The 24,741-nt window shown below is 57.8% G+C and carries 21 protein-coding genes; 10 read left to right on the forward strand and 11 right to left on the reverse strand.

Annotated features, from left to right (window positions below):
- Positions 1-212: substrate-binding domain-containing protein (locus tag ROR01S_RS23300; protein WP_162268848.1), on the forward strand; the 212-nt coding region annotated here is incomplete at its 5' end.
- On the opposite strand, the gene ROR01S_RS23305 is transcribed toward ROR01S_RS23300, so the two are convergent.
- The 6 genes from ROR01S_RS23305 to moeA all read right to left on the reverse strand — a co-directional run bounded on the left by ROR01S_RS23305 (position 209) and on the right by moeA (position 8,166).
- On the reverse strand, positions 209-1,474 hold the full coding sequence (locus ROR01S_RS23305) for a DUF1479 domain-containing protein (protein WP_064359918.1): 1,266 nt from the start codon (positions 1,472-1,474) through the stop codon (positions 209-211). The two genes, ROR01S_RS23300 and ROR01S_RS23305, sit on opposite strands and share 4 nt — an antisense overlap.
- Before the next feature lie 146 nt (positions 1,475-1,620).
- A complete protein-coding gene (locus ROR01S_RS23310; protein WP_044348295.1) occupies positions 1,621-2,436 on the reverse strand; it encodes a Cof-type HAD-IIB family hydrolase in 816 nt (271 codons plus the stop codon).
- Positions 2,437-2,685: 249 nt separating this feature from the next.
- Positions 2,686-5,118 (reverse strand): formate C-acetyltransferase/glycerol dehydratase family glycyl radical enzyme, encoded by a 2,433-nt coding sequence (locus ROR01S_RS23315; RefSeq protein ID WP_044348297.1) that lies wholly within the window; start codon positions 5,116-5,118, stop codon positions 2,686-2,688.
- Between the two features lie 4 nt (positions 5,119-5,122).
- Positions 5,123-6,022, reverse strand: coding sequence for a glycyl-radical enzyme activating protein (locus ROR01S_RS23320; RefSeq protein WP_064359919.1), 900 nt, complete (start codon positions 6,020-6,022; stop codon positions 5,123-5,125).
- Between the two features lie 153 nt (positions 6,023-6,175).
- The gene (moeB, locus tag ROR01S_RS23325) at positions 6,176-6,931 is read right to left on the reverse strand and encodes a molybdopterin-synthase adenylyltransferase MoeB (RefSeq protein WP_004859875.1); all 756 of its coding nucleotides are present in this window, start codon (positions 6,929-6,931) and stop codon (positions 6,176-6,178) included.
- Positions 6,931-8,166 (reverse strand): molybdopterin molybdotransferase MoeA, encoded by a 1,236-nt coding sequence (gene moeA / locus ROR01S_RS23330; protein ID WP_064359920.1) that lies wholly within the window; start codon positions 8,164-8,166, stop codon positions 6,931-6,933. Before moeA ends, moeB begins: the two co-directional genes overlap by 1 nt.
- Before the next feature lie 279 nt (positions 8,167-8,445).
- Between moeA and iaaA the strand changes: the two genes are divergently transcribed.
- The 5 genes from iaaA to gsiD all read left to right on the forward strand — a co-directional run bounded on the left by iaaA (position 8,446) and on the right by gsiD (position 14,774).
- Positions 8,446-9,387, forward strand: coding sequence for a beta-aspartyl-peptidase (gene iaaA, locus ROR01S_RS23335; RefSeq protein WP_004859879.1), 942 nt, complete (start codon positions 8,446-8,448; stop codon positions 9,385-9,387).
- Between the two features lie 11 nt (positions 9,388-9,398).
- Positions 9,399-11,255 carry a glutathione ABC transporter ATP-binding protein GsiA gene (gsiA, locus tag ROR01S_RS23340; RefSeq protein WP_064359921.1) on the forward strand — a complete coding sequence of 619 codons (1,857 nt, stop codon included), beginning with the start codon at positions 9,399-9,401 and terminating at the stop codon, positions 11,253-11,255.
- Positions 11,256-11,292: 37 nt separating this feature from the next.
- Positions 11,293-12,834 carry a glutathione ABC transporter substrate-binding protein GsiB gene (gsiB, locus tag ROR01S_RS23345; protein WP_015584829.1) on the forward strand — a complete coding sequence of 514 codons (1,542 nt, stop codon included), beginning with the start codon at positions 11,293-11,295 and terminating at the stop codon, positions 12,832-12,834.
- 106 nt (positions 12,835-12,940) lie between these two features.
- Positions 12,941-13,861, forward strand: a complete 921-nt coding sequence (gene gsiC, locus ROR01S_RS23350; RefSeq protein WP_015584828.1) for a glutathione ABC transporter permease GsiC — start codon at positions 12,941-12,943, stop codon at positions 13,859-13,861.
- Between the two features lies 1 nt (position 13,862).
- Entirely contained in the window at positions 13,863-14,774 is a 912-nt protein-coding gene (gene gsiD, locus ROR01S_RS23355) for a glutathione ABC transporter permease GsiD (protein WP_004859886.1), read from the forward strand.
- A 117-nt stretch (positions 14,775-14,891) separates the two neighbouring features.
- On the opposite strand, the gene rimO is transcribed toward gsiD, so the two are convergent.
- Both rimO and ROR01S_RS23365 read right to left on the reverse strand, forming a co-directional pair.
- Positions 14,892-16,217, reverse strand: coding sequence for a 30S ribosomal protein S12 methylthiotransferase RimO (rimO, locus tag ROR01S_RS23360; protein ID WP_004859888.1), 1,326 nt, complete (start codon positions 16,215-16,217; stop codon positions 14,892-14,894).
- Positions 16,218-16,345: 128 nt separating this feature from the next.
- The gene (locus tag ROR01S_RS23365; protein ID WP_162098177.1) at positions 16,346-17,584 is read right to left on the reverse strand and encodes an oligosaccharide MFS transporter; all 1,239 of its coding nucleotides are present in this window, start codon (positions 17,582-17,584) and stop codon (positions 16,346-16,348) included.
- Between the two features lie 406 nt (positions 17,585-17,990).
- On the opposite strand from ROR01S_RS23365, the gene bssR reads away from it, so the two are divergent.
- Together bssR and ROR01S_RS23375 are read left to right on the forward strand one after the other, a co-directional pair.
- Positions 17,991-18,374 (forward strand): biofilm formation regulator BssR, encoded by a 384-nt coding sequence (gene bssR, locus ROR01S_RS23370; protein ID WP_015584826.1) that lies wholly within the window; start codon positions 17,991-17,993, stop codon positions 18,372-18,374.
- 141 nt (positions 18,375-18,515) lie between these two features.
- A complete protein-coding gene (locus ROR01S_RS23375; protein WP_224050162.1) occupies positions 18,516-19,604 on the forward strand; it encodes a PQQ-dependent sugar dehydrogenase in 1,089 nt (362 codons plus the stop codon).
- 2 nt (positions 19,605-19,606) lie between these two features.
- Here the strand turns inward: ROR01S_RS23375 and ROR01S_RS23380 are convergent, their stop codons facing one another.
- The gene (locus ROR01S_RS23380) at positions 19,607-20,233 is read right to left on the reverse strand and encodes a glutathione S-transferase family protein (RefSeq protein WP_064359922.1); all 627 of its coding nucleotides are present in this window, start codon (positions 20,231-20,233) and stop codon (positions 19,607-19,609) included.
- A 256-nt stretch (positions 20,234-20,489) separates the two neighbouring features.
- On the opposite strand from ROR01S_RS23380, the gene dacC reads away from it, so the two are divergent.
- Positions 20,490-21,692 (forward strand): serine-type D-Ala-D-Ala carboxypeptidase, encoded by a 1,203-nt coding sequence (gene dacC, locus ROR01S_RS23385; RefSeq protein WP_015584824.1) that lies wholly within the window; start codon positions 20,490-20,492, stop codon positions 21,690-21,692.
- Between the two features lie 28 nt (positions 21,693-21,720).
- Here dacC and deoR read toward each other — a convergent pair whose 3' ends face one another.
- Both deoR and ybjG read right to left on the reverse strand, forming a co-directional pair.
- Complete coding sequence (gene deoR / locus ROR01S_RS23390) at positions 21,721-22,479, reverse strand: DNA-binding transcriptional repressor DeoR (RefSeq protein ID WP_004859902.1); 759 nt, start codon at positions 22,477-22,479, stop codon at positions 21,721-21,723.
- Positions 22,480-22,549: 70 nt separating this feature from the next.
- Positions 22,550-23,143, reverse strand: a complete 594-nt coding sequence (gene ybjG, locus ROR01S_RS23395; RefSeq protein ID WP_015584823.1) for an undecaprenyl-diphosphate phosphatase — start codon at positions 23,141-23,143, stop codon at positions 22,550-22,552.
- Between the two features lie 326 nt (positions 23,144-23,469).
- Between ybjG and ROR01S_RS23400 the strand changes: the two genes are divergently transcribed.
- Positions 23,470-24,708: an MFS transporter gene (locus ROR01S_RS23400; protein WP_004859906.1), complete on the forward strand. Its 1,239-nt coding sequence runs from the start codon at positions 23,470-23,472 to the stop codon at positions 24,706-24,708.
- Positions 24,709-24,741: the final 33 nt, after the last annotated feature.

Genomic DNA, 24,741 nt, shown 5'->3' on the forward strand with positions numbered 1-24,741 from the left:
TTCAGGATGTGCCGCTGACCGCCGTTCACGTCCCGCGTGACGAGCTGGGTACGGAAGCGGTACATCTGCTTCAGCAGCGGTTGATTCGCCCGGATGCGCCGCGCGGCTCGCTGCTGCTGCACGGCACGCTGGTGGTACGGGATTCGGTAAGGCGGATACGTTCCGGTAACCGCCTTACCACGGTTGTGCAGGCAGGGCTCTACGACGACTAGACGGCGATACCCAGCGCCCGTTTACCATGAATATTGAGATCGTCCAGGGTAAAACGCTCCTGCCAGTCGGCCTCATAGTCTTCACGGGGGAAGTCCCCCGGCGAAGCGCCGTTTTCCAACGCCAGCTTGACCTTCTGCGCGTAGGCGAGGTTTTTCTCGCACATCGGGGCGGCGGGAATGTACATCACATTGCCCCAGCCCTGCTGGTTTTCCACCGGCGCCACCGAATGAATCACATCGCAGTGCCACCATACCGAATCGCCGGCATTGAGCGCCGGGATAGAGCTGAGCGCTTTGATCAGCAGCGGATGCCATTTCTCGGAAACCGGCAGTACTTTCCCCGGCGCCACGCCGCACAGCTCATCGTCCGGCACATCGTCCAGCAGCGGGCGCAACAGGATATACGCCATCGCCTCCGGAATCGGCACTACGTGCAGCAGCCCCTGATCGGGAATCATATCCGAGAGCGCGGTCCAGCCCTGGAAAGTCCGGAAGACGGAGCACTTGGTGGTGTTGTCGACGGTGTACTCTTCGACTTCAGTACGGTGTGCCGCATTCCACGGGTCATAGGCATCAAGATTGCCGTTGAAGACGTTGGCAAAGACGCGCTGATAGGCCGGCAGCAGCCAGCGCTCCAGCGCGCCGGAATCGGTGTGTGCGCCCAACCCTTTCGAGGTGGTTCCCGGCGGGCGACGGCGGATGCGATCCGGATAGATAACGCTCACGTCCGGGTCGAACCACTGCTTGCCGTCATGGTTAAAGGTCCACAGGCGGTTAAGGAAAGACTGCACGGCGGCCATCTCATCGCTCTGACGCGCCTGCATCTGTGCCTGTGACCAGTAAATCGGGTAAATCTCCGGGCGCGAAGCGTCAAGTGAGCCGAAGAAGGTGTCGCCAGGGCCTTTGTAGACATCGTCGAAATGGTTGCGATCGAGATATTCAAGCATCGCGTTATCCCAGGCCAGCGCTCGTTCGCGCGAGAAGTGACCTTTGATCACCGCACAGCCGCGGCGCTTAATGGCCTCGCGCTGGGCGTCGCTGACTTTCCCTTGCGCGATATCGCTGAACGGGATCACCGGCCAGACATCCTCGCCGCGGGCTTTCAACGCCTCAATCTCTTCCAGGCGGGCGCTAATCTTTGCGCTGAGGCGATCGAATACCGCCTGCACATCGCCGATTTGCGCGCGCAGATGCTGTTTCATTTGGCGAATCGCCGCTTTGTGGTCGGCGGGTAATGTTTCGTGGGTGTAGATAGCAGCCATGGTGACCTCACTCAGCTTTCAGCTTTCATTCGAAAGTATTAAATCTTACAAACGTTAATTTAAGTTAAATTAAAGTTAATGCAAGTTTAAAATTTAGAGGAGGTGCACAAAATGGAAAAAACCGGGGCAGGGGCCCCGGTCAGCGGTCAGCAGGAGAAGGGAGGCGTCTTATCGAGAACGGCCTGAATGACCTTCAGTGCGCCGTGATGGTTGTTGTCGTCAGTCGTGTAATCGGCGATAGCTTTGATGCTTTCGGCGGCGTTGCCCATGGCGAATGCGTATTTCACCAGCTTCAGCATTTCCGCATCGTTGCCGCTGTCGCCGATGGCGACGCACTCCTGCGGCGAGAGCTGCCAGCGTTTGAGCAGGCGGCTGATGCCGTTCGCTTTGTGCAGCCCGGGAATAATTAAATCAACGAAGCCGAAACCGCTGGTCACGGGCTTCATGATGCCATCGAGTGAAACGTGCAGTTTATCGATAAGCTGCGGGATATCGCTATCCGGCAGATTGAGCGAGAATTTGAACAGGGTGTCGTTAATGTTCTGATAATCGCTGATTCGCTGCAGGCGATGATAGTGTTTTGACATCAGGGCGACGAACGCGTCGGGGGCGTTGTCGCTGACGTAGGCGCTCTCCAGACCGCAGGCGACGAAGTTCAGCTGGCGGTCTTTCAGCAGCTCGCCAATCACCACCTGGGATTCATGGCGGGTCAGCTCGCCGTGGAACAGCTGTTGGCCGTGTTCGTACACCAGCGCACCGTTCTCGGCGACAAAAGAGATCTGCTCGCGAATTTCCGGGAAAAAAGAGATCAGCTGATAGTACTGGTTGCCGCTGGCGACAACAAATTCAATACCCTGCTGCTGAAGTTGCGCGAACTGCGCGAGAAAACGCGGGCGATCGTACTGCTTGGCGTCATTGAGAAAAGTTCCGTCCATATCGGTGACGATAACTTTAACGGTCATAACAAATGCTCCTGGCTAACTTCGACCAGTAACATTCTAATTACAATGTGACCTGAAGCACAAATTTATTTCGAATGAAACTTCATCCGCCTCGTTGCGCTCCAGATAGGTGGGTTGACTCCGCTAGCGGCTGACAATGTACGGGAGAAAATCCCCGGGTTGCGGCGCTCACGTCTGACCCGGGCTACCAGCCAGCAAATGGCCGTGAATCCGTAGCCCGGCTCAGCGCAGCGCCAGCCGGGGCTTTTCTTACAGCGTATGCTCGGTACGGGCGATGATATCGTCCTGGGCATCCGGCGACAGGGCGGTAAAGAACGCCGAGTATCCCGCCACGCGGACCACTAAATCACGATACTGGTCAGGGTGCTTCTTCGCTTCCAGCAGCGTCTCCCGCGACACGATGTTGTACTGAATATGCCAGCCTTTATGCACTTCGAAGAAGGTACGCAGCAGCACCATCAGTTTCTGCTTATCGGACTCGTTCTCCAGCGTCGCCGGGTTCAGCTTCTGGTTTAGCAGCACGCCTCCGAGAATCGAACCGGTCGGCAGTTTGCCGACGGAGCTGATGACCGCCGTTGGCCCCAGATGGTCAGTCCCGGAAGCCGGGCTGGCACCTTCCGCCAGCGGTGAGTGCGCTTTACGTCCGTCCGGCGTGGCCATGGTCTGGGCGCCAAACGGCACGTTAGCAGAGATTGACGAGGTACCGGCGTAGTAGTTACCGCCGATTGGACCGCGGCCGTAGCGCGGGTTGTGGTACTGCTTCAGCTCATCGATATAGGTCTGGTACGCGCGCGCCAGCAGGGTATCCACGCTGTCATCATCGTTACCGTACTTCGGTGCGCCGTTGATTAAACGCTGACGCAGCTGCTCGTGGGTCAGGCCTTCAAAGTCTTCCGCCAGCGCTTTCGCCAGCTGCTGCTGACCGATTGCCCCCTGCTCAAACACCAGCTTTTTCACGGCGACCAGGCTGTTGCCGAGGTTGGCGATCCCGACCTGCAGTCCGGATACCCAATCGTATTTGGCGCCGCCTTGTTTAATGCTCTTCGCCCGCTCGATGCAGTCATCCACCAGCGCCGAGCACAGAATGTCATGGACGTTCTCTTCCAGCATGGTATCGACGACGTACTCAATCTCGATCGATTTACGCGTGTAGTAGCGAATCTGGGTATCCCAGTCTTCCAGCACCTGCTCGAAGCGGGTGAAGTTGCCTTTCGACAGCGCGTGTTCCTGCGGCAGGAACACCTGACCGCTGGTAGCATCGCGGCCACCTTCCAGGGTGGCGAGCATTACGCGGGCGAAGTTGATAAAGCTCATCCCGGTACAGCGATAGCCCCACTTGCCGCCGACGGCGGTTTCGATGCAGCCGATGGCCGCGTAGTCGTAGGCATCCTGCGGTTCGATGCCGAGTTTGATGAATTCCGGAATAACGATTTCGTCGTTATTAAACGCCGGCATCCCGAAGCCGCAGCGAATGACCTGTACGCAGGCGTCAAGGAAGTCATTACTCATACCGGCGTGGTAGCGCACGCTGAGGTTCGGCTGGGTGGAGCGCAGACGGCCGCAGGATTCGAGAATCGCATAGGAGAGCGGATTCACCGCATCCTGCGCGTTGCCGTCCACCAGGTTCTGGCCGCCGATCGTCACGTTCTGATATAGCGGGCTGCCTGCGGAGGCTTTCGAGTGCGAGCCGGAGCGGATTTTGTTCACTTCCAGCAGCTTCAGCCAGCAGCTATGCAGCAGTTCAAGCGCTTGTTCACGCGCCAGCGATTGCTGCAGCTCGACGTCGCGACGGTAGTATGGATAGAGGTACTGGTCCATACGGCCGAAGGAAACCGAGTGGCCGTTGGATTCAATTTGCAAAATCAACTGGATGAAGTAGCACAGCTGCAGCGCCTGCCAGAACGTTTTTGGCGGTTCATGGGCGATGAGGTCGCAGTTTTCGGCGATGGCCAGCAGCTCGTCCCGGCGCGTTTCGCGTGTCTCGGCGGCAGCCATGGTACGGGCCAGTTCGGCAAAGCGTTGGCAGTGTTCGCTCACCGCTTCCAGCACGATATCAATGGCTTTGAGGAACTGCTCACCGTGCAAATCTTCCAGCACCGTAAGGTTGATGCGTGAACGGCGCTCGGCTACTTTGGCGCGCATGCCGTCGAGGCCTTTTTCCAGCAGCAGCGGATAGTTGACCGCCAGGTGGGCGTCGCCGGAGGTCATATTGCCTTCCGCTTTAATAATGCCGGTGGCCAGCAGCGCTTTTTGTTCATCGGTAAACATCCCGTAGCAGCGATCCTGAACGGTCTGTCCACGCCACCACGGGCAGATCTCATGCAGCACCCGCTTGTTCTCTTCGCTGACGGCGAAACCGGCTCCCGGACGATCGGCCAGATCATCGATCTCTTTTTCAATCCAGCTGACGGTATATTCCGGGAAGATCGGCGCGGCGCGGACTTCGCTTGCCTGGTTGCCGACGATCAGCTCGTCGTGTTTGATCCAGATAGTCCGCTCCGCCAGGTGATGGGCCAGCGCCAGCGCGCGGCGTACCGGGATCGGCTTATCCAGATGCTGTTGATAAGCGGCGGTGTAATGCTGCGCGCGCTCGGTGCATACCGGCGGCTTAACGATATGTACCAGCGCCATTTTATGCGCCTGAATGCGAGCGCTCAGCGTATCCAGTTTCAGGGTAGTCATGAGTTTATCCTCGTAAAGTAGCCGTTAAACCTTTGCTCTGAGCATAGTGCTGCGCGAAGGCGAGCAGCTCGGGTGCAGCAAGCGGTTTGTCCGGAGCGGTATAGGGCTGACTGAGTAACTGATATTTGTTCATTCCCAGCGTGTGGTACGGCAGGAAGTGAATCTCCTCGACCTTCAGACGGTCGGCGGCAAAATCGGTGATGGCGGTAATGGCGGCTTCATCGGCATTAAATCCCTGAATCAGCGGGACGCGGATGATAATTTTTTTCCCGGCCTGCGCAACGCGTTGCAGGTTATCCAGCACCCGGCGAGCGCTGCCGTCCGTCCATTGGTTGAAAATCGCTTCGTTCACGTGCTTAAGGTCGGCGAGAAACAGATCTACCCACGGCAGCGAAGGCGCAACATATTTCCACGGCACGTGCAGACAGGTTTCGACGGTGGTGTGAATACCGGCTTCATGACTGGCCTGAAACAGCTGCTGCGCCAGCTCAGGATTCATAAACGGCTCACCGCCTGAGAGGGTAACTCCGCCGCCGCTGCGATCGTAGAATGGTTTATCCCGGAGTACCGTGGCCATAATCTCCTCCACAGGCTTCTCTTCGCCGCAGACGGTGAGTGCGGTGGTCGGGCAGCATTCGCGCAGCCGCGCATAGTGGTCGTCGGTGAGCTTTTCACGATGGATAATCAGGCCATCCAGCTTGCGGGTTATCACCTCCGGCGCCGCCTGCTGGCACAAATCGCAGCCGTCGAGACACAGACGAGCGTCATACAGCAGATCCGCGGTGCGGGAACGACTTTCCGGATTCTGACACCAGCGGCAACCCAGCGAGCAGCCTTTAAGGAATACGACGGTGCGAATCCCCGGGCCGTCGTGGGTTGAATAGCGCTGAATGTTGAAGATCATGTTGAGTCCTCTCTTTGCATATGAAGATTAAATTACTTTCGAATGAAAGTTACATTGATGCAAATCAACAAGCAGAACGGATACGATCGGGGAGAAGAGGGAAAGGTGTAGCGGGTCACAGATTATCCGGCGACGGTCGCCGCCGGTGGGGGGTTAGTGGCTTGCGCATACCTCGCACTGCGGATTACGCGGCAGCTTCATTTCACGAAACTGACAGGTCATTGCGTCATACATGACGATTTTGCCTGCCGCCGGCGTGCCGTAGCGGCTGAGCACTTTAATCGCTTCCATCGCCTGTAACGCGCCGATGACACCCACCAGCGGCGCCATCACGCCCGCCTCAACGCAGGTGAGGGCGTTGTCGCCGAAAAGACGGCTCAGACAGCGATAGCACGGCTCACCCTCCTGCCAGGTAAAAACGCTGATCTGACCTTCCATGCGAATCGCCGCGCCGGAAACCAGCGGCGTTTTGTGCCGGAAACAGCCCGCGTTAAGCTGGTTGCGGATAGCGACGTTATCGGTACAGTCGAGCACCAGATCGTGGGCGGCGATCTGCGCCCGCAAGGCTTCCTCTTCCAGCACCGCATTCAGCGTCGTGAGCTGAACGTGCGGGTTGATGCGTGCCAGCGCGTCGCGCGCGGAGTCGACCTTCGGTTGGCCGAGGGTCGCATCGCTGTGCAGCGTCTGACGCTGCAGATTGGAGAGCGACACGGTGTCGAAATCCAGCAGCGTGAGCTGACCGATGCCCGCCGCCGCCAGATACTGCGCGGCCGCGCAGCCGAGCCCGCCCAGGCCAACCACCAGCACCCGGGAGGCTTTCAACTGCTCCTGACCGTCAAAGTCGAAACCGCGCAGGATGATTTGACGGTTGTAGCGCAGCATCTCCTCATCGCTCAGTTCAACCGCCATTACAGCCCCCCGAACAGATGGTTAAAGGGCTCGACTTCAACCCACTCACCCGCTTCAACGGCGCCGCGCTCGCGTTCGAGAACGATAAAACAGTTGCCGAGACTGAAAGAGCTGAAGATGTGCGACCCCTGATGACCGGTCGATTCAACCACCAGCTCACCGTCCGGATTACGTCGCAGCACGCCGCGCTGGAAGTCGAGACGGCCCGGTGATTTCTTTAGCCGCGTAGCGGCGCGAACGCGCAGGCGCATCGGCTGCGCCTGGCCGCCGTTGCCCCCCAGTTTTGCCAGCAGCGGCTGCACCAGCTGATAGAAGGTGAGGGTGGCGGAAACCGGATTACCCGGCAGGCCGCAGAACCAGCTGTTATTCAGTTTTCCGAAGGCAAAAGGTTTACCCGGCTTGATGGCCAGCTTCCAGAAGCCGATTTCACCCAGCTCTTCGAGTATCTCTTTGGTGTAGTCCGCTTCCCCGACGGAGACGCCGCCGGAGCTGATGACTACGTCGGCCTGCCGGTCGGCCTCGATAAACGCCTCGCGCAGTCGATCCGGATCGTCGGGAATAATGCCAAGGTTAATCACCTCGCAGCCCAGCTGCTCAAGCATCAGGTGAACGGCGAGGCGGTTGGTATCGTAAATTTGCCCGTCGCCCAGCGGCTGGCCCGGCAGCTGCAGTTCATCCCCGGTCGAGAAGACCGCGACGCGCACTTTGCGCACCACCGCAACTTGCGCAATCCCCAGCGAAGCGAGCACCGGCAGTTCGGCGACGGTAAGCGGGGTTCCTGCCGGGAAGACCACGGCGCCATCGGCGATATCTTCCCCACGGCGGCGAATGTTCTGCCCGGCTTTGACCGGCGCGATGAAGCGGATGCCCTCTTCGGTCTGCTCCGTCTCTTCCTGCATCACCACCGCGTCGCAGCCTGGCGGGACGGGGGCGCCGGTCATGATGCGAATACAGCTTCCGGCAGGCCAGGCATCGTGGAACGGCTGTCCGGCGAACGCTTTACCCGCCACCGGCAGCGCCGTGCCGTCGGCGAGGTCGGCCAGGCGTACGGCATAACCGTCCATCGCCGAGTTATCAAAACCCGGGACGTCCAGCGGTGAAATGAGATCATGGGCGGTTACGCGCGAAAAGGCCTGCAACAGCGGGACGGTTTCCACCGCGCTGAGCGGTGTAATTCGATTGAGCATCTGAGTCAGGGCTGTGTCGAGCGGCATCAGTCCGGCGGTAAAATCCATGGGGGTCTCCTGCGGGCAAAACATCGAAAACACCTATTATGACAGAAAAGCGCTGGCGGCTATATGCCACCACGGTACAGGGTTTACACCGCACTCCGCGCTTTCTATATTCAAAAATTGTATAGGACAGTCAGCACGATAATGATATTTATACACAAAATCATCCTGAATACAGCGGGGCAGCAGGGGAATACACCTGGAAAAGAGCGGGTTATCCGTCGCCTGTCAGGAGCGGTTTGCAGGATGTATCAAGACACTTTATCGGTAAAGGATCGCTGAATGGGCAAGGCGGTGATAGCAATTCATGGCGGGGCGGGGGCGATTACTCGTTCCGCCCTGACGCCGGAACGTGAACGACAATACGTGGCGGCGCTTTCAGCGATCGTCGATAGCGGGCAAAAAATGCTGGCGGCAGGTGCCAGCGCGCTGGATACGGTGACGGAAGCGGTGCGGCTGCTTGAGGAGTGTCCGCTGTTTAACGCGGGTATCGGATCGGTCTTTACCCGCGATGCAACCCATGAACTGGATGCCTGCCTCATGGACGGCAACCGGCTGCAGGCCGGGGCGGTTGCCGGAGTAAAACATTTGCGTAATCCGGTGTTGGCCGCGCGTCTGGTGCTGGAACAAAGCCCGCACGTGCTGCTGATTGGTGAAGGGGCGGAAGCCTTTGCCGTTTCTCATGGCATGGAACGGGTCGAGAACCATCTGTTTTCGACCACCGAGCGTTTACTCCAGCTACAACAGGCCCAGGCCGACGATGAAATCGTGCTCGATCATCGCCCCGCGCCGCTCGATGAGCGCCATAAGATGGGGACCGTCGGGGCGGTAGCGCGGGATTTGGCCGGTAATCTGGCGGCGGCGACCTCGACCGGCGGCATGACCAATAAGCTCCCCGGGCGCGTCGGTGACAGCCCGTTACCGGGGGCCGGCTGCTATGCCAATAACGCCAGCGTCGCGGTCTCCTGCACCGGAACCGGCGAAGTGTTTATGCGCACGCTCGCGGCCTACGATATTGCGGCGTTGATGGAGTATGGCAATCTCAGCCTGTATGAGGCCTGTGAGCGGGTGGTGATGGAAAAACTGCCGGCGCTCGGCGGCAGCGGCGGCCTGATTGCCATCGACAGAGAAGGCAACGTGGTTCTGCCGTTTAACAGCGAAGGCATGTATCGGGCCTGGTGCTATGCCGGGGATACGCCGACGATTGGTATTTATCGGGAATAAGGGGAAGCAGGTTGCCGCATAGTCAAGAAATCGACGCCGATGATGTTCTGGTGGTACGCGATCTGAACGTGGCGTTTCGCCAGCAGCAGGAGACGTTTTCCGCGGTGCGTCAGCTGTCGTTTACCCTGCGGCGGGGCGAAACGTTAGCCATTGTCGGCGAATCGGGTTCAGGAAAATCCGTGACCGCGCTGGCGCTGATGCGCCTGCTCGATCGGGCGGTAAGCGAGGTCAGCAGCGAAGCGCTGTGGCTGCGCCGTCGCAACCGTCAGGTCGTCTCCCTGAGCGAGCAGTCCGCCGCGGGGATGCGCAGCGTGCGCGGGGCGGACATGGCGATGATTTTCCAGGAGCCGATGACCTCGCTAAACCCGGTATTTACTATCGGAGAGCAGATTGCCGAGTCTATTCGTTTGCACCAGGGGCTGGGGCATGATGCGGCGCTGCGCGAAGCGAAGAAAATGCTCGATCAGGTCAGGATCCCCGAGGCGGAAACGGTGCTCTCGCGCTATCCCCATCAGCTTTCCGGTGGGATGCGTCAGCGGGTGATGATCGCGATGGCGTTCTCCTGTCGTCCTGCGGTTCTGATTGCCGATGAGCCCACCACGGCGCTGGATGTGACAATTCAGGCACAGATTCTTCAGCTCATTGCCGTGCTGCAAAAAGAGATGGCGATGGGGGTGATCTTTATTACTCACGATATGGGGGTGGTCGCCGATATCGCCGATCGGGTACTGGTGATGTACCGCGGAGAAGCGGTGGAGAGCGGCACGGTGGAGGAGATCTTCCGCGCGCCGCAGCACCCCTACACCCGGGCGCTGCTGGCCGCGGTCCCGCGGCTCGGGTCGATGCGCGGTAGCGATCTGCCGCGTCATTTTCCGTTATTACAGCAAGCCGCGCCTGACGAGGGCGAGCAGAATACCGTCGTCGCCGGCGAGCCGATTCTTAAAGTGCGCGATCTGGTGGCGCGCTTCCCGCTGCGCAGCGGCATTCTGAATCGCGTCACCCGCGAAGTTCATGCGGTGGAGAAGGTGAGTTTTGACCTGTGGCCAGGAGAAACCCTCTCTTTGGTCGGCGAGTCCGGCTGCGGGAAGTCAACGACCGGCCGGGCTCTGCTCCGGCTGGTGGCGACGCAGGGCGGCACCATCGTCTTTAACGGCGAGCGGATTGATACGCTGGCAAACAGCAAACTTCAGGCGCTGCGCCGCGATATCCAGTTTATTTTCCAGGATCCGTTTGCGTCGCTCGACCCGCGACAAACCGTGGGTTATTCGATCATGGAGCCGCTGCGCGTACACGGCATGCTGGAGGGGGACGCGGCCCGCGCGCGCGTCGCCTGGCTGCTGGAGCGAGTCGGTTTGCAGCCGGAACATGCCTGGCGCTACCCGCACGAGTTTTCCGGCGGCCAGCGCCAGCGTATTTGCATCGCCCGCGCGCTGGCGCTCAATCCGAAAGTGGTGATTGCCGACGAGGCCGTGTCAGCGCTGGATGTTTCCATCCGCGCGCAGATTATTAATCTGATGCTCGATTTACAGCGCGAAATGGGCATCGCATTCCTGTTTATTTCACACGATATGGCGGTGGTTGAACGCATCAGTCATCGCGTGGCGGTGATGTATCGTGGGCGAATTGTCGAGATAGGCCCGCGGCGCGCCGTGTTTGAAAACCCGCAGCACCCTTATACCCGTAAATTGATGGCCGCCGTACCGGTTGCCGACCCGACGCATCGTCATCCGCAGCGCGTACTGCTCTCTGACGAACTGCCGGGCAATATCTATAAGCGGGGCACCGAGGTTAGCAGCATGCCGTTACAACAGGTGGGGCCGGGCCATTTTGTCGCCAGGGAACCCGTCGCCGACGTGCTGGGAAGATAACAACGACACCAACAGTACAGCCTTTCAGGAGAACAACATGACACAACGTGTATTACGCAAAGGGTTGCTGGCGCTGGTCGTCACGTCAGCGCTGGCGGCAGGCCCGGCTTTTGCCGCGAAAGATGTGGTCGTCGCGGTCGGCTCTAACTTCACGACCCTCGACCCGTATGATGCCAATGACACCCTGTCCCAGGCCGTCGCCAAATCGTTCTATCAAGGGCTGTTTGGTCTGGATAAAGAGATGAAGCTGCAAAATGTGCTGGCGGAGAGTTACACCATCTCGCCGGACGGACTGGTTTACACCATCAAACTCCATTCCGGGGTGAAGTTCCAGGATGGCACCGACTTTAATGCCGAGGCGGTGAAGGCCAACCTCGATCGCGCCAGCAATCCTGATAATCATCTCAAGCGCTACAACCTGTATAAAAATATCGCCAGTACTGAAGCGCTCGATCCGACGACGGTAAAAATTACCCTGAAGCAGCCGTTCTCCGCGTTCATCAATATCCTGGCCCACCCGGCCACGGCGATGATCTCTCCGGCGGCGCTGAAAAAGTACGGCAAAGAGATCGGCTTCCATCCGGTGGGAACCGGGCCGTATAAGCTGGACACCTGGAATCAGACCGATTTCGTGAAGGTGACGAAGTTTACCGGCTACTGGCAGCCAGGCTTGCCGAAGCTCGACTCGATCACCTGGCGTCCGGTGGTGGATAACAACACTCGTGCGGCGATGCTGCAAACCGGCGAAGCGCAGTTCGCATTCCCCATCCCTTATGAACAGGCACCGCTGCTGGAAAAAAACAGCAAGCTGGAGCTGGTGGCCAGCCCGTCGATCATGCAGCGTTACATCAGCATGAACGTGACGCAAAAACCGTTCGATAACCCGAAAGTACGTGAAGCGATCAACTACGCCATCAACCGCCAGGCGCTGGTCAAAGTGGCGTTCGCCGGCTATGCGACACCGGCCACCGGCGTCGTACCGCCGTCTATTGCCTATGCCGAAAGCTTTAAGCCGTGGCCGTACGATCCGGCGAAAGCCCGCGAGCTGCTGAAAGAGGCCGGTTTCCCTAACGGTTTCAGCACCACGCTGTGGTCATCGCATAACCACAGTACCGCGCAGAAAGTGCTGCAGTTCACCCAGCAGCAGCTGGCGCAGGTGGGCATTAAGGCCCAGCTGACGGCGATGGATGCCGGCCAGCGTGCGGCGGAAGTCGAGGGTAAAGGGCAGAAAGAGAGCGGAGTACGCATGTTCTACACCGGCTGGTCGGCTTCAACCGGCGAAGCTGACTGGGCGCTGTCGCCGCTGTTTGCTTCGCAAAACTGGCCGCCGACCCTGTTCAACACCGCGTTTTATGGCAATCCGCAGGTGGATAAAGATCTGACGGATGCGCTGAAAACCACCGATGTGAAGGAAAAAACGCGGCTCTATAAAGAGGCGCAGGAGACTATCTGGAAAGAGTCCCCGTGGGTGCCGCTGGTGGTGGAAAAACTGGTCTCAGCGCACAGCAAAAATCTGACCGGTTTCTATATCCAGCCGGATACCGGGTTCAGCTTCGAGCAGGCGGATTTAAGCCAGTGATGGAAGGGACTTTGACCCTCTCCCGCAGCGGGAGAGGAAGGTGGCGCGAGGGGCTCTGCTCTTCATTCGCGCCCGAGGGCGACAGGGATACCAGCAAGGGGGGACGATGCTCAATTATGTGATTAAGCGTCTGCTGGGGCTGATTCCCACGCTGCTGATTGTGGCGGTGCTGGTATTCCTGTTCGTGCATATGTTGCCTGGCGATCCGGCGCGGCTGATTGCCGGACCTGAGGCCGACGCGCAGGTGGTGGCGATGGTGCGCCAGCAGCTGGGGCTCGACCAGCCGCTGCATGTCCAGTTCTGGCACTATATCACCAGCGTATTGCAGGGCGATTTCGGCACCTCGATGGCGTCACGCCGTCCGGTCAGCAGCGAAATAGCCAGCCGCTTTATGCCGACGTTGTGGCTGACTCTGGCCAGCATGAGCTGGGCGGTGATCTTCGGCATGGCGGCGGGCATTGTGGCGGCCGTGTGGCGCAATCGCTGGCCTGACCGCCTGGGGATGGCGCTGGCGGTGACCGGTATTTCGTTTCCGGCTTTTGCGCTCGGTATGCTGCTGATGCAGGTCTTCTCGGTGGAGCTGGGCTGGCTGCCGACGGTGGGCGCCGACAGCTGGCGGCACTATATTTTGCCTTCCCTGACGCTGGGGGCGGCGGTCGCGGCGGTGATGGCGCGTTTTACCCGCGCCTCTTTTGTCGATGTTCTGCATGAAGATTACATGCGCACGGCGCGCGCCAAAGGGGTCAGTGAGACCCGGGTGGTGCTGAAACACGGTCTGCGCAACGCCATGATCCCGGTGGTGACCATGATGGGACTACAGTTCGGTTTTTTGCTCGGTGGGTCGATCGTGGTCGAGAAGGTCTTTAACTGGCCAGGTCTTGGACGGCTGCTGGTGGATTCGGTGGAGATGCGCGACTATCCGGTCATTCAGGCGGAAGTCCTCCTCTTTTCGCTGGAATTTATTCTTATCAATTTAGTGGTGGATGTTCTGTACGCCGCCATTAACCCGGCTATCAGGTACAAGTAAGGTGCGATTGCTCAACTGGAGAAGACAGGCGGCTATTAACGCCATGCCGGGAGTTAAGCCCGGACAAATACGCACGCCGTGGCGTGAGTTCTGGCGGCGATTTCGTCGTCAGCCGGTGGCGATGGGCGCCGGTGTATTTGTCCTGCTGCTGATTGCAGTTGCTCTCGCGGCGCCGTGGATAGCGCCGTTCGATGCGGAAAACTATTTTGATTACGACCGGCTCAACGACGGTCCGTCGATGATGCACTGGTTCGGGGTGGATTCGCTCGGGCGCGATATCTTTAGCCGGGTGTTGGTGGGGGCGCAGATTTCGCTGGCCGCCGGCGTGCTGGCGGTGCTGATTGGCGCGGCGATCGGTACCGTGCTCGGTCTGCTGGCCGGGTATTATGAAGGCTGGTGGGATCGCATCATCATGCGCATCTGCGACGTGCTGTTCGCCTTCCCGGGGATCCTGCTGGCGATTGCCGTGGTAGCGGTGATGGGCAGCGGGATGTCGAACGTGATCATTGCGGTGGCGATCTTTTCGATCCCGGCATTTGCCCGCCTGGTGCGCGGTAACACCCTGGTGCTCAAGCAGCAGACCTTTATTGAATCGGCGCGCAGCATCGGCGCCAGCGATACGACGATTCTGTTCAGCCATATTCTGCCCGGAACGGTCTCGTCAATTGTGGTCTATTTCACCATGCGTATCGGGGTATCGATTATCTCCGCTGCCAGCCTCTCTTTCCTGGGACTCGGGGCGCAGCCCCCGACCCCGGAATGGGGGGCAATGCTCAATGAAGCGCGGGCGGATATGGTGATGGCGCCGCACGTGGCGCTGTTCCCGGCGATTGCGATTTTCCTGACGGTGCTGGCGTTTAACCTGCTGGGGGACGGCCTGCGCGATGCGCTGGATCCGAAGATAAAGGGGTAGGGGCTATTCCCCGGTGGCGCTGTCGCTAACCGGGGCTACGATTGGTGCGGATGAGTGCAGTTTTGTAGCCCGGATCAGGCGCGTTAGCGCCGCAATCCGGGGATAAGAGGCGCAGGATTAAACCCGGCTGCCCCACAGGTCGTATTCGTCGGCATGTTCGACTTTCACACGGACGACGTCGCCAGGTTTGACCTTCGTTTCGCCGTTCAGGTAGACCGCACCGTCAATTTCCGGGGCGTCGGCCATACTGCGGCCAATGGCGCCTTCTTCGTCCACTTCATCGATCAGCACCATGATCTCGCGGCCGACCTTCTCCTGCAGACGTTCGGCGGAGATCTGCTGCTGCAGCTGCATAAAGCGGTTCCAGCGCTCTTCTTTTACCTCTTCAGGCACCTGATCCGCCAGCTCATTAGCGGTCGCGCCTTCAACCGGGCTGTACTTAAAGCAGCCGACGCGGTCCAGGCGTGCCTCTTTCAGGAAGTCGAGCAGCATCTGGAAATCTTCTTCCGTTTCACCCGGGAAGCCGACGATGAAGGTCGAACGCAGGGTCAGGTCAGGGCAGATTTCACGCCACTGCTTAATGCGTGCCAGCTGACGGTCGGCAGAACCCGGACGTTTCATCAGTTTCAGAATGCGCGGGCTGGCATGCTGCAGCGGGATATCCAGATACGGCAGAATTTTACCTTCCGCCATCAGCGGAATCACGTCATCGACGTGCGGGTACGGGTAGACGTAGTGCAGACGGACCCAGATACCCAGTTTCGCCAGCTCTTCGCACAGGCTGACCATGCTGGTTTTTACCGGCGCGCCGTCGTGGAAGCCGGTGCGATGCTTCACATCGACGCCGTAGGCGGAGGTATCCTGAGAGATAACCAGCAGCTCTTTGACGCCGGCATCGGCCAGGCGTTTGGCTTCGGACAGCACTTCACCAATCGGACGGCTGACAAGGTCGCCGCGCATCGACGGGATAATGCAGAAGGTGCAGCGATGGTTACAGCCTTCGGAAATTTTCAGGTAGGCGTAATGACGCGGCGTGAGCTTCACGCCCTGTTCCGGCACCAGGCTCAGGAACGGGTTGTGTTTCGGCTTCGGCGTATAGTGATGGACATGCTCCAGAACCTGTTCATAGCTGTGCGGCCCGGTTATCTCCAGCACTTTCGGATGCACTTCGCGAATCTGGTCTTCTTTCGCGCCCAGGCAGCCGGTCACAATAACTTTGCCATTTTCTTTTAACGCTTCGCCAATGGCTTCCAGAGACTCCTGAACGGCGCTGTCGATAAAGCCGCAGGTGTTGACGATAACCATATCGGCATTGTCGTAGGTGGGGACCACGTCATAACCTTCGGTACGCAGTTCGGTCAGGATGCGTTCTGAGTCCACGAGGTTTTTCGGGCAGCCCAGAGAGACAAAGCCGATCTTCGGCTGATGCGTTACATTGCTCATAGTTTAAAAAGTGTTCGATTATTGGAATGGTCAGGGCAGGAATTTTACAGATCTTTATGAAAAAGAGTATAGCCACGGTGTGACAGATGATGAAAAAGCCCGGGAGATCCCCCCGGGCGGATGGTTCGTTATGGCTGCGCGACGCCTCCTGCCGGTGCTGAACCTGGGGCGGTGGGTTCTCGCTTATCGCGTAGGGTGAAAATCGATATCAGGGTGAAGAGCCCGGCGATGCTGCCGAGAATATAATATGTATGCGCGAAGCCGATGGTGTCATACAGATAGCCGGCCAGCGGCGAGTAAATCGCCGTGGCGATGGAGGCCACAAACAGCACCAGCAAATAGACCGTTGATGACAACTTATGGTCGAAGTTGGCGGCGATGAATTTAAATACTGATACCAGGATCAGTGGTTTTTCCAGCGCGTGCATCATTTTCACCGCGCCAATCCACACCGGACCAAGCGGGATGGCGGAACCCACGATACGTACCGACATAATCAATCCGGCAATAATCAGCGCCCACTTGGCCCCGGTGCGGTTAACAAACCACGGCATCAGGCAGAGAAAGAGCGTTTCACCGCAGACCTGGATGGAGGCCAGAATTCCGTACCAGCGGTTGCCTTCTTCCGGGGTCGGGAACTGCAATGAGAAGTACTGCGCAAACTGCTGATCGTAGGTGTCATAAATTTGCGTAACGAATAAGGTAAAGATCAGCAGCATCCAGAACTGCCCGTTTTTCGCCAGCTCCAGCGCATGGGAGACCTTCAGCGCGCTGGTTTTTTCCATCTCGGCTTCGGTGAGTTCGATTTTAGTCAGCATGAAGCAGATGGCGGCAATCACAATGGCAATACTGGCCAGCCAGAAGGCCAGATTGGGGTTGCTGTCGATATATTTTCCCACGATCCACGCGGCGGCGGCCCAACCTAACGAGCCCCACATCCGCACCCGGCCATACTCAAAGCGATAGCGCCGAGAAATTTTGTCGATATACGAATCAATCACTCCGCAGCCGGAGTTAAAAATTATCCCCAGGTAGATACCGCCCAGTAAGGCGCCCAGCCAGAAGCTGTGGACCAGCAGCGGGGCATAGAGATAAATAAAGAACGGGCCGACCGGCAGCAGCATGGCCAGCAGGATCCAGATAAGCCGTTTTTTCAGACCAAATTTATCGGCAATAAAGCCAAAAAAAGGCTGCATCAACAGAGCAATGAAGGCGTTGACGGAGTACAGCAGGCCGGTTTTGGTGGCGCTGATGCCGAGATGCTGAGTTGTCCAGATGACAAAGAACGCCATGGTGGATGACCAGGCGAATAGATAGAGGAAATCGAAAAGACTCAACAAGATATAGTTTCTTTTGCCGGGCGTAATCATTTCAGTTCCTTCAGGCGGATCGGAGTTAATGCTGCGGGCAATGGCCGCAGATTGTGTTTTTTATTAAATGTTATACGTATTACATTAATGGCGTTGATATGACACCCGCTGGAAATTTTGATCAATTGAAATGATGGTTATTTGTGATCTTATCGGCAAAAAAGAGTTATTTATTGATATTCACACCTTCATTACGATGGGGTGTTTTATGAGAGCGTATAACATTGATTGTGATTTTTTTCATGGGAGCCTGAAAGAGAGGGCGAGCGGATCGCAATTTTGAACATAAATGTAACATTGTAAATGATGTTAATTAACCAGGAATTATTGACCTCGCGCATCATTTTGTACGAAAAATAGCCATATTCTGATAATGGTAATGGATGACAGAGGAGGAACCCTGATGAACGTTGACAGACTGTATCGTAACCTTCTGAATAAGCTGATTAATGCCAATATTGATCTCGACGCTTATTTGCAGCTACGCAAAGCGAAGGGCTATATGTCAGTCAGCGAAAATGAGCATCTGCGTGATAACTTGTTCGAACTGTGTGGTGAAATGCGTAAGAACGGGCTGCAGTTGCAGCACGTTCTTGCACCGGAAGAAAAGGACGCTCTCCGTCTTGCAGGTGGAGCCATCGCGTCTGCGGCGGTTTGCCTGATGAGCGGGCATCATGATTGCCCGTCGTATATTGCGGTTAACGTAGAGACGCTAGAACGCTGTCTGGCAGAGCTGACGATGAATATTCGTAAACTGAATAAACAGGCGCCAGTGACCCACGTCTGAATTCAGGGGGAGGTCAGCTCCCCCTGCTTAATGTTATGTAAAAATCCCCTCCTGATGTTCCCCCGCTGGCTACCCTTAGCGCATTGCCGAAAATATTGCCGATGAAAGGAAAATGCCATGCGCCAGGTCGCCATTTCGCTGATGCTCGCCACCCTGCTGTTTCCCGTCGTGACTCTCGCCGGGAAGGTGCGTGTTGAGGTTTTGCAAAATCAGCTCGCCCATCCGTGGGCGCTGGCCTTTCTCCCCGATGATCGGGGAATACTGATAACCCTGCGTTCCGGCGAACTGAAGCGCTGGCGGCAGGGGGAAGGTCTTTCGCCCGCGATAACCGGCGTCCCACCGGTCTGGGCCAGCGGCCAGGGAGGATTGCTTGATGTGGCGCTGGCTCCGGATTTCGCCCACTCCCGCCGGGTCTGGCTGAGTTTTGCTGAAGTCGGCGATGACGGCAAAGCCGGTACCGCCGTAGGCTATGGCCGCCTGAGCGACAACCTTCAGCATCTGGAGCATTTTCAGGTTGTCTTCCGCCAGCAGCCGAAGCTCTCCACCGGCAACCATTTCGGTGGGCGCCTGGTGTTTGATGGGAAAGGGTATTTATTCATCGGCCTGGGCGAAAATAACCAACGCCCCACGGCCCAGGATCTGGATAAACTGCAGGGAAAAGTGGTGCGTCTGACCCAGGACGGCGAAGTGCCTGCCGATAATCCTTTTGTTCATCGCGCGGGGGCGAGACCGGAAATCTGGTCTTATGGCATCCGCAATCCGCAGGGAATGGCGATGAATCCCTGGAGCGATACGCTGTGGCTCAACGAACACGGGCCGCGCGGCGGTGACGAGATCAATATTCCGCAGAAGGGTAAGAACTACGGCTGGCCGCTGGCGACGCATGGCGTCAACTACAGCGGACTGGCGATCCCCGAAGCGCAGGGCACGGCGGTCGCCGGAACGGAAGCGCCGCTTTTCGTCTGGAAGCACTCTCCGGCGGTAAGCGGGATGGCTTTCTACGCAGCGTCGACCTTCCCACAGTGGCAGCATAAGCTGTTTATCGGGGCGCTGAAGGACCAGTCGCTGATTGTTCTGAAGGTGGATGGCGATAAGGTGCGCGAAGAGGCGCGTATTCTGGGCGAGCGCGGCAAGCGGATCCGCGATGTGCGCGTCGGACCCGACGGCTATCTGTATGTATTAACCGACGAGTCCAACGGTGAACTGCTGAAGGTCAGTCCGGCCGACTAGCATCAGGTGACCGGAATCATCACCACATCGCGCCACGCCTGGCGTTGGTTAAGCTGCTGGTACCAACGCTGCAGGTGCGGGCGCGGCTGCCAGCTTTCAACAATCGTCATCAGGTTATAAACGAACGGCGCCACGGCGATGTCGCCAAGGCCAAAGGCCTCTCCGGATAGCCAGGTGGAGGTCGCCAGCTCATCATCAAGCATCGCGAAAAGCGCCTCACAGGCGGCAATACCGGCGGCGATGGCCGCCGGGTCGCGCTTATCCGCCGGCGTTCTGACCAGCCCCATTAACACCGGACGATGGGCGGGAGAAAGCGAACCGTTTGCCCAGTCCATCCATTTGTCGCTCTGGGCGCGCTTGCGCGGCGTAGTGACCCATAAACGGTCCTGTCCATACTCGGCGGCCAGATAGCGAATAATGGCATTCGATTCCCAAAGGACGAGATCATTGGCATCATCTTTCAGCAGCGGCACCAGGCCATTCGGGTTCATCGCCAGATACTCCGGGTCATGATTTAAGCCAAACTCCAGCCCTGCCATAATATGCTGATATGGAAGGCCCAGCTCCGCCAGCACCCAGCGTACTTTCTTCACATTCGTCGAGTTATTTCTGCCCCATAGCGTAATCATATCGGTTCCTGCCTGTTATTGAGCCGTCGTTGCAGCATGGTGAGCAATCATGTTGGAATAAAGATAATATTTAGGCAATCATGATCAAAAAAATTGCTCTGTTTTCAGCAGGGAGCGAGGTTATTGCGTAAACTTTAAAAACTTTACCAACTCGCTGTTTCTTTAAGGTCATTTGTACGCTTTACTCACCGGCTGCTGCTGCGCCGATAGAGTGTTGCGGCATATTTTGTTTGGAAAGGATACTTGGGTGGCTCTTATGACGCATGACGCTTTTTCTCTTCGCGGCCTCGTGGCAGGCTGCGCGCTTCTCGTTCTTGTCGCACCTGCGGTGCAGGCTGCGGAACAACTCCCCGATGCCCCATCGATCGATGCCCGAGCCTGGATCCTGATGGATTACGCCAGCGGTAAAGTGCTGAGCGAGGGCAACGCCGATGAAAAACTCGACCCGGCAAGTCTGACCAAGATCATGACCAGCTATGTCGTCGGACAGGCGCTGAAGGCGGGCAAGATTAAGTCCACCGATATGGTCACCGTCGGTCGCGATGCCTGGGCTACCGGTAACCCGGCGCTGCGCGGGTCATCGGTGATGTTCCTTAAGCCGGGGATGCAGGTTTCAGTCGAAGACCTGAATAAAGGCGTGATTATCCAGTCCGGCAACGATGCCAGCATCGCGATCGCCGACTACGTGGCGGGGAGCCAGGATGCATTCGTCAGCCTGATGAACGGCTATGCGCAAAAAATGGGGCTGACCAATACCACCTTTATGACCGTGCACGGCCTGGATGCGCCGGGCCAGTTTAGTACCGCGCGCGACATGGCGCTGCTGACCAAAGCGATGATTCATGACGTGCCTGAAGAGTACGCCATTCATAAAGAGAAAGAGTTTACCTTCAATAAGATTCGTCAGCCGAACCGCAACCGCCTGCTGTGGAGCTCAAACCTGAACGCGGATGGCGTCAAAACAGGGACCACCGCCGGCGCTGGCTACAACCTGGTCTCCTCGGCTACCCAGGGAGACATGCGTCTGATTGCCGTGGTGCTCGGCACCAAGACCGACCGTATTCGTTTTAATGAATCCGAAAAGCTGCTGACCTGGGGCTTCCGTTTCTACGAGACCGTGACGCCGATTAAACCGGATGCCACCTTTATCACCCAGCGCGTCTGGTTTGGCGACAGCAACGAAGCCAAACTCGGGGCGGGCGAAGCCGGTTCGATCACCCTGCCGCGCGGGCAGCTGAAAAACCTGAAAGCCAGCTATACCCTGACGGATACGCAGCTGACGGCGCCGCTTAGCAAAGGGCAGGTGGTCGGGACCATCGACTTTAAGCTCAATGATAAAACCATCGAGCAGCGCCCGCTGATCGTCATGGAAGCGGTCAATGAAGGCGGTTTCTTTAGCCGGATGATGGACTTCGTGCTGATGAAACTGCACGGCTGGTTCGGTAGCTGGTTCTCATAACCGACAGGCCGCGCCCTGCGGGGCGCGGTCAGTAGAGTAGTGAAATCTGCTTTTCTTTCGCCAGCGCGAGCAGATCCTCATCCGGACAGACATCGCTGGCAATCACATCAAAACGCGATAAATCGCCCATCCGCGCCGGTCTGACTTTGCCAAATTTACTGTGATCGACAACCAGTACGTGATAGCGCGCGCTGCTCATCGCCCAGTGTTTAACCGGCAGCTCTTCGAGGTTATAGCAGGTGGCGCCCTGCGCGCAGTCGATTCCGGCCGCGGAATAAAAGGCGATGTCCGGGCACAGATGGCTGAGCGTATCCTGCAGGCTGAGTGGTTTAAAAATGGCATTGCTGGCATGGAACTCGCCGCCGCAGAGAATGGCCCGACACTGGGGTTTTTCCTGCAGCGCCAGAAAGGTGTTCAGCGAATAGCAGACGCCGGTAAAGGGCAGGGCGTTATCGATCGCGTCAATGATCCAGGGCGTGGTGGTCCCACAGTCGAAAAAGGCCATTTGATGGGCTTCAAGCAGCGCGGCAGCGTGACGGGCGGCACGGCGTTTTTCCTCCACCAGGCGGGTTTTCTGGTCGCTGAGCAGGTAATGGGTTGCGCTGCGCGGTTCGAGAACGATATAACCGCCTAACAACACCACCGGGCCATTATGGCCGTTCAGGTCGCGACGAATGGTCATTTCTGATACGCCAAGCAGCGCGGCGGCCTCTTTTAAATGAAGCTTATCGCTGCGCTTGAGCGCCTGAATGAGCTGGCTGATACGTTCATCACGACGTGTTTCCATATTCCCTCTACGCTGAAATCGCCCTGCATCGGCAGGGCGTCAGTGGGCAATTTTACCTGCCGAAAGAGGGTTAGTCACGCACCCAGCCTTTACGAATCGGCAGGGAGAAGCAAACCCGATACAGCTGCTGCAGGTATTGATACAGCGGTTGACCGCCGGCCTGCCACAGTAATCCGGCGGCCAGGCAACCGCACATCCCGGTCAGCAGGCCGCCCAGCATATCCAGCGGCCAGTGAACGCCAAGATAGACCCGGGACCAGGCGATCGCCACGGCAGTCGCCAGCAGCGCGATCCCGGACCACAGGCGATGCCAGAACAAGAAGGCCAGCGCAAAGGTAAAGCTGATGGTGCCGTGATTGCTGGGGAAGGAGTTATTCGGCGCGTGATGCAGGAACTGATAGCCGACGCCTGCGGCAAACGGACGCTCATGCGGGAAGAGCAGGCCAAAAATCCATGACAGACTCAGGCTAATCGCCAGCGCCAGGAGCACTTTAAACACCAGCTGCCGCTGGTTTGGGCCCCAGAGCCACAGCGCCGCGGTCAACAGAGGCACAATCAGAATCACCTCTTTGGCAACGAATGTCGCCAGGGCGATGACCCACGAGGGCGAGGCGGGGGTGGCGTTGATTAAGGCAAACAGCGCGTCGTTGATATTTTCCAGCATAGATTCAGGCTCTTGGTATCCGATAGCAATCAGCCGCCCACCTTAAAAAACGGTGGCGATAAGGTAAAGCAGTATTGTCTTAATTATCAGCTTGTTAAGAAGCCGTGGGCGCGGCATATGGTGGTGAATATGCCGCAGAGGATGAGTATATCGCCTGTAACCTAATTGAAATATAAACGAAATATAGACAGGTTTAATTAAAATGGCGGCAATATCCGCCGGCTGAAGGCGCATTGCGCTATTTTTAATTGTCACTCACAATTCACTATCTCCTCCGCAAGACTTTCATTAAACTTTGCGCGATTTTTGTTTAACGAAGAGATTGCATGCAGAATTATTCGCTTTCAGGCAAACGCCTCGGACGGCAGGCGCTTCTGTTCCCGCTCTGCCTGGTGTTATACGAATTTTCCACTTATATCGGCAACGATATGATCCAGCCGGGAATGCTCTCGGTGGTGGAAGAGTTTCAGGTCGGTAATGAATGGGTTCCGACCTCGATGACCGCCTATCTCGCCGGCGGTATGTTTTTGCAGTGGCTGCTGGGGCCGCTGTCGGATCGTATCGGCCGTCGCCCGGTGATGCTCACCGGGGTGGTGTGGTTTATCGTCACCTGTCTGGCCACGCTGCTGGCGCAGACCATTGAGCAGTTCACGCTGCTGCGCTTTTTGCAGGGCATTAGTCTGTGCTTCATCGGCGCGGTGGGATATGCCGCCATTCAGGAGTCGTTTGAGGAGGCGATGTGTATCAAAATCACCGCCCTGATGGCGAACGTTGCGCTGATTGCCCCGCTGCTCGGTCCGCTGGTGGGAGCGGCCTGGGTCCACATCCTGCCGTGGGAAATGATGTTCGTGCTGTTTGCCGTGCTGGCCGCTATTGCCTTTGTGGGCCTGCAGCGCGCGATGCCGGAAACCGCGACGCGGATGGGCGAGAAGCTGTCGATGAAAGAGCTGGGTCGCGATTATGGCCTGGTGCTGAAGAATCTGCGCTTCGTCGCCGGCGCGCTGGCGACCGGGTTTGTCAGCCTGCCGCTGCTGGCGTGGATTGCCCAGTCGCCGGTGATTATCATCAGCGGCGAAAAGGCCACCAGCTATGAGTATGGCCTGCTGCAGGTGCCGATTTTCGGCGCGCTGATTGCCGGTAACCTGGTGCTGGCGCGACTGACCTCGCGGCGGACGGTACGCTCGCTGATTATTCTCGGCGGCTGGCCGATTATGTTCGGGCTGCTGCTCTCTGCGGTGGCGACGGTGGTATCGACCCATGCTTATTTGTGGATGACCGCCGGGCTGAGCGTTTACGCCTTCGGGATTGGTCTGGCGAACGCCGGGTTAGTCCGCCTGACGCTGTTTGCCAGTGACATGAGCAAAGGTACGGTTTCGGCCGCGATGGGGATGCTGCAGATGCTGATATTTACCGTCGGCATCGAGGTCAGTAAGCATGCGTATGAGCTGGGTGGTAGCGGGGTATTCAGCCTGTTTAACTTGCTCAGCGGCGTAGTGTGGCTGGCGATGATTGTCTATTTTCTCAAAGACAAGAGCGTCGGCAGTTCCAACGACCCGCAGGCATAGCGGCGAAGCGTTCCGGGTGGGGCACGACTGCCG

This window comes from Klebsiella ornithinolytica NBRC 105727 = ATCC 31898 (genome assembly GCF_001598295.1).
Lineage (GTDB): Bacteria > Pseudomonadota > Gammaproteobacteria > Enterobacterales > Enterobacteriaceae > Klebsiella > Klebsiella ornithinolytica.

Excerpts from the sequence above, each read along its gene's own strand:
- ROR01S_RS23305 (WP_064359918.1), bottom strand. The coding sequence starts at position 1,474 with ATGGCTGCTATCTACACCCACGAAACATTACCCGCCGACCACAAAGCG.
- ROR01S_RS23320 (WP_064359919.1), bottom strand. The coding sequence starts at position 6,022 with ATGATCTTCAACATTCAGCGCTATTCAACCCACGACGGCCCGGGGATT.
- ROR01S_RS23375 (WP_224050162.1), top strand. The coding sequence starts at position 18,516 with ATGCTCGCCACCCTGCTGTTTCCCGTCGTGACTCTCGCCGGGAAGGTG.
- ROR01S_RS23400 (WP_004859906.1), top strand. The coding sequence starts at position 23,470 with ATGCAGAATTATTCGCTTTCAGGCAAACGCCTCGGACGGCAGGCGCTT.
- dacC (WP_015584824.1), top strand. The coding sequence starts at position 20,490 with ATGACGCATGACGCTTTTTCTCTTCGCGGCCTCGTGGCAGGCTGCGCG.
- ROR01S_RS23315 (WP_044348297.1), bottom strand. The coding sequence starts at position 5,118 with ATGACTACCCTGAAACTGGATACGCTGAGCGCTCGCATTCAGGCGCAT.
- rimO (WP_004859888.1), bottom strand. The coding sequence starts at position 16,217 with ATGAGCAATGTAACGCATCAGCCGAAGATCGGCTTTGTCTCTCTGGGC.
- gsiC (WP_015584828.1), top strand. The coding sequence starts at position 12,941 with ATGCTCAATTATGTGATTAAGCGTCTGCTGGGGCTGATTCCCACGCTG.
- gsiB (WP_015584829.1), top strand. The coding sequence starts at position 11,293 with ATGACACAACGTGTATTACGCAAAGGGTTGCTGGCGCTGGTCGTCACG.
- moeB (WP_004859875.1), bottom strand. The coding sequence starts at position 6,931 with ATGGCGGTTGAACTGAGCGATGAGGAGATGCTGCGCTACAACCGTCAA.
- bssR (WP_015584826.1), top strand. The coding sequence starts at position 17,991 with ATGAACGTTGACAGACTGTATCGTAACCTTCTGAATAAGCTGATTAAT.
- ROR01S_RS23380 (WP_064359922.1), bottom strand. The coding sequence starts at position 20,233 with ATGATTACGCTATGGGGCAGAAATAACTCGACGAATGTGAAGAAAGTA.
- ROR01S_RS23310 (WP_044348295.1), bottom strand. The coding sequence starts at position 2,436 with ATGACCGTTAAAGTTATCGTCACCGATATGGACGGAACTTTTCTCAAT.
- ybjG (WP_015584823.1), bottom strand. The coding sequence starts at position 23,143 with ATGCTGGAAAATATCAACGACGCGCTGTTTGCCTTAATCAACGCCACC.
- iaaA (WP_004859879.1), top strand. The coding sequence starts at position 8,446 with ATGGGCAAGGCGGTGATAGCAATTCATGGCGGGGCGGGGGCGATTACT.
- moeA (WP_064359920.1), bottom strand. The coding sequence starts at position 8,166 with ATGGATTTTACCGCCGGACTGATGCCGCTCGACACAGCCCTGACTCAG.
- deoR (WP_004859902.1), bottom strand. The coding sequence starts at position 22,479 with ATGGAAACACGTCGTGATGAACGTATCAGCCAGCTCATTCAGGCGCTC.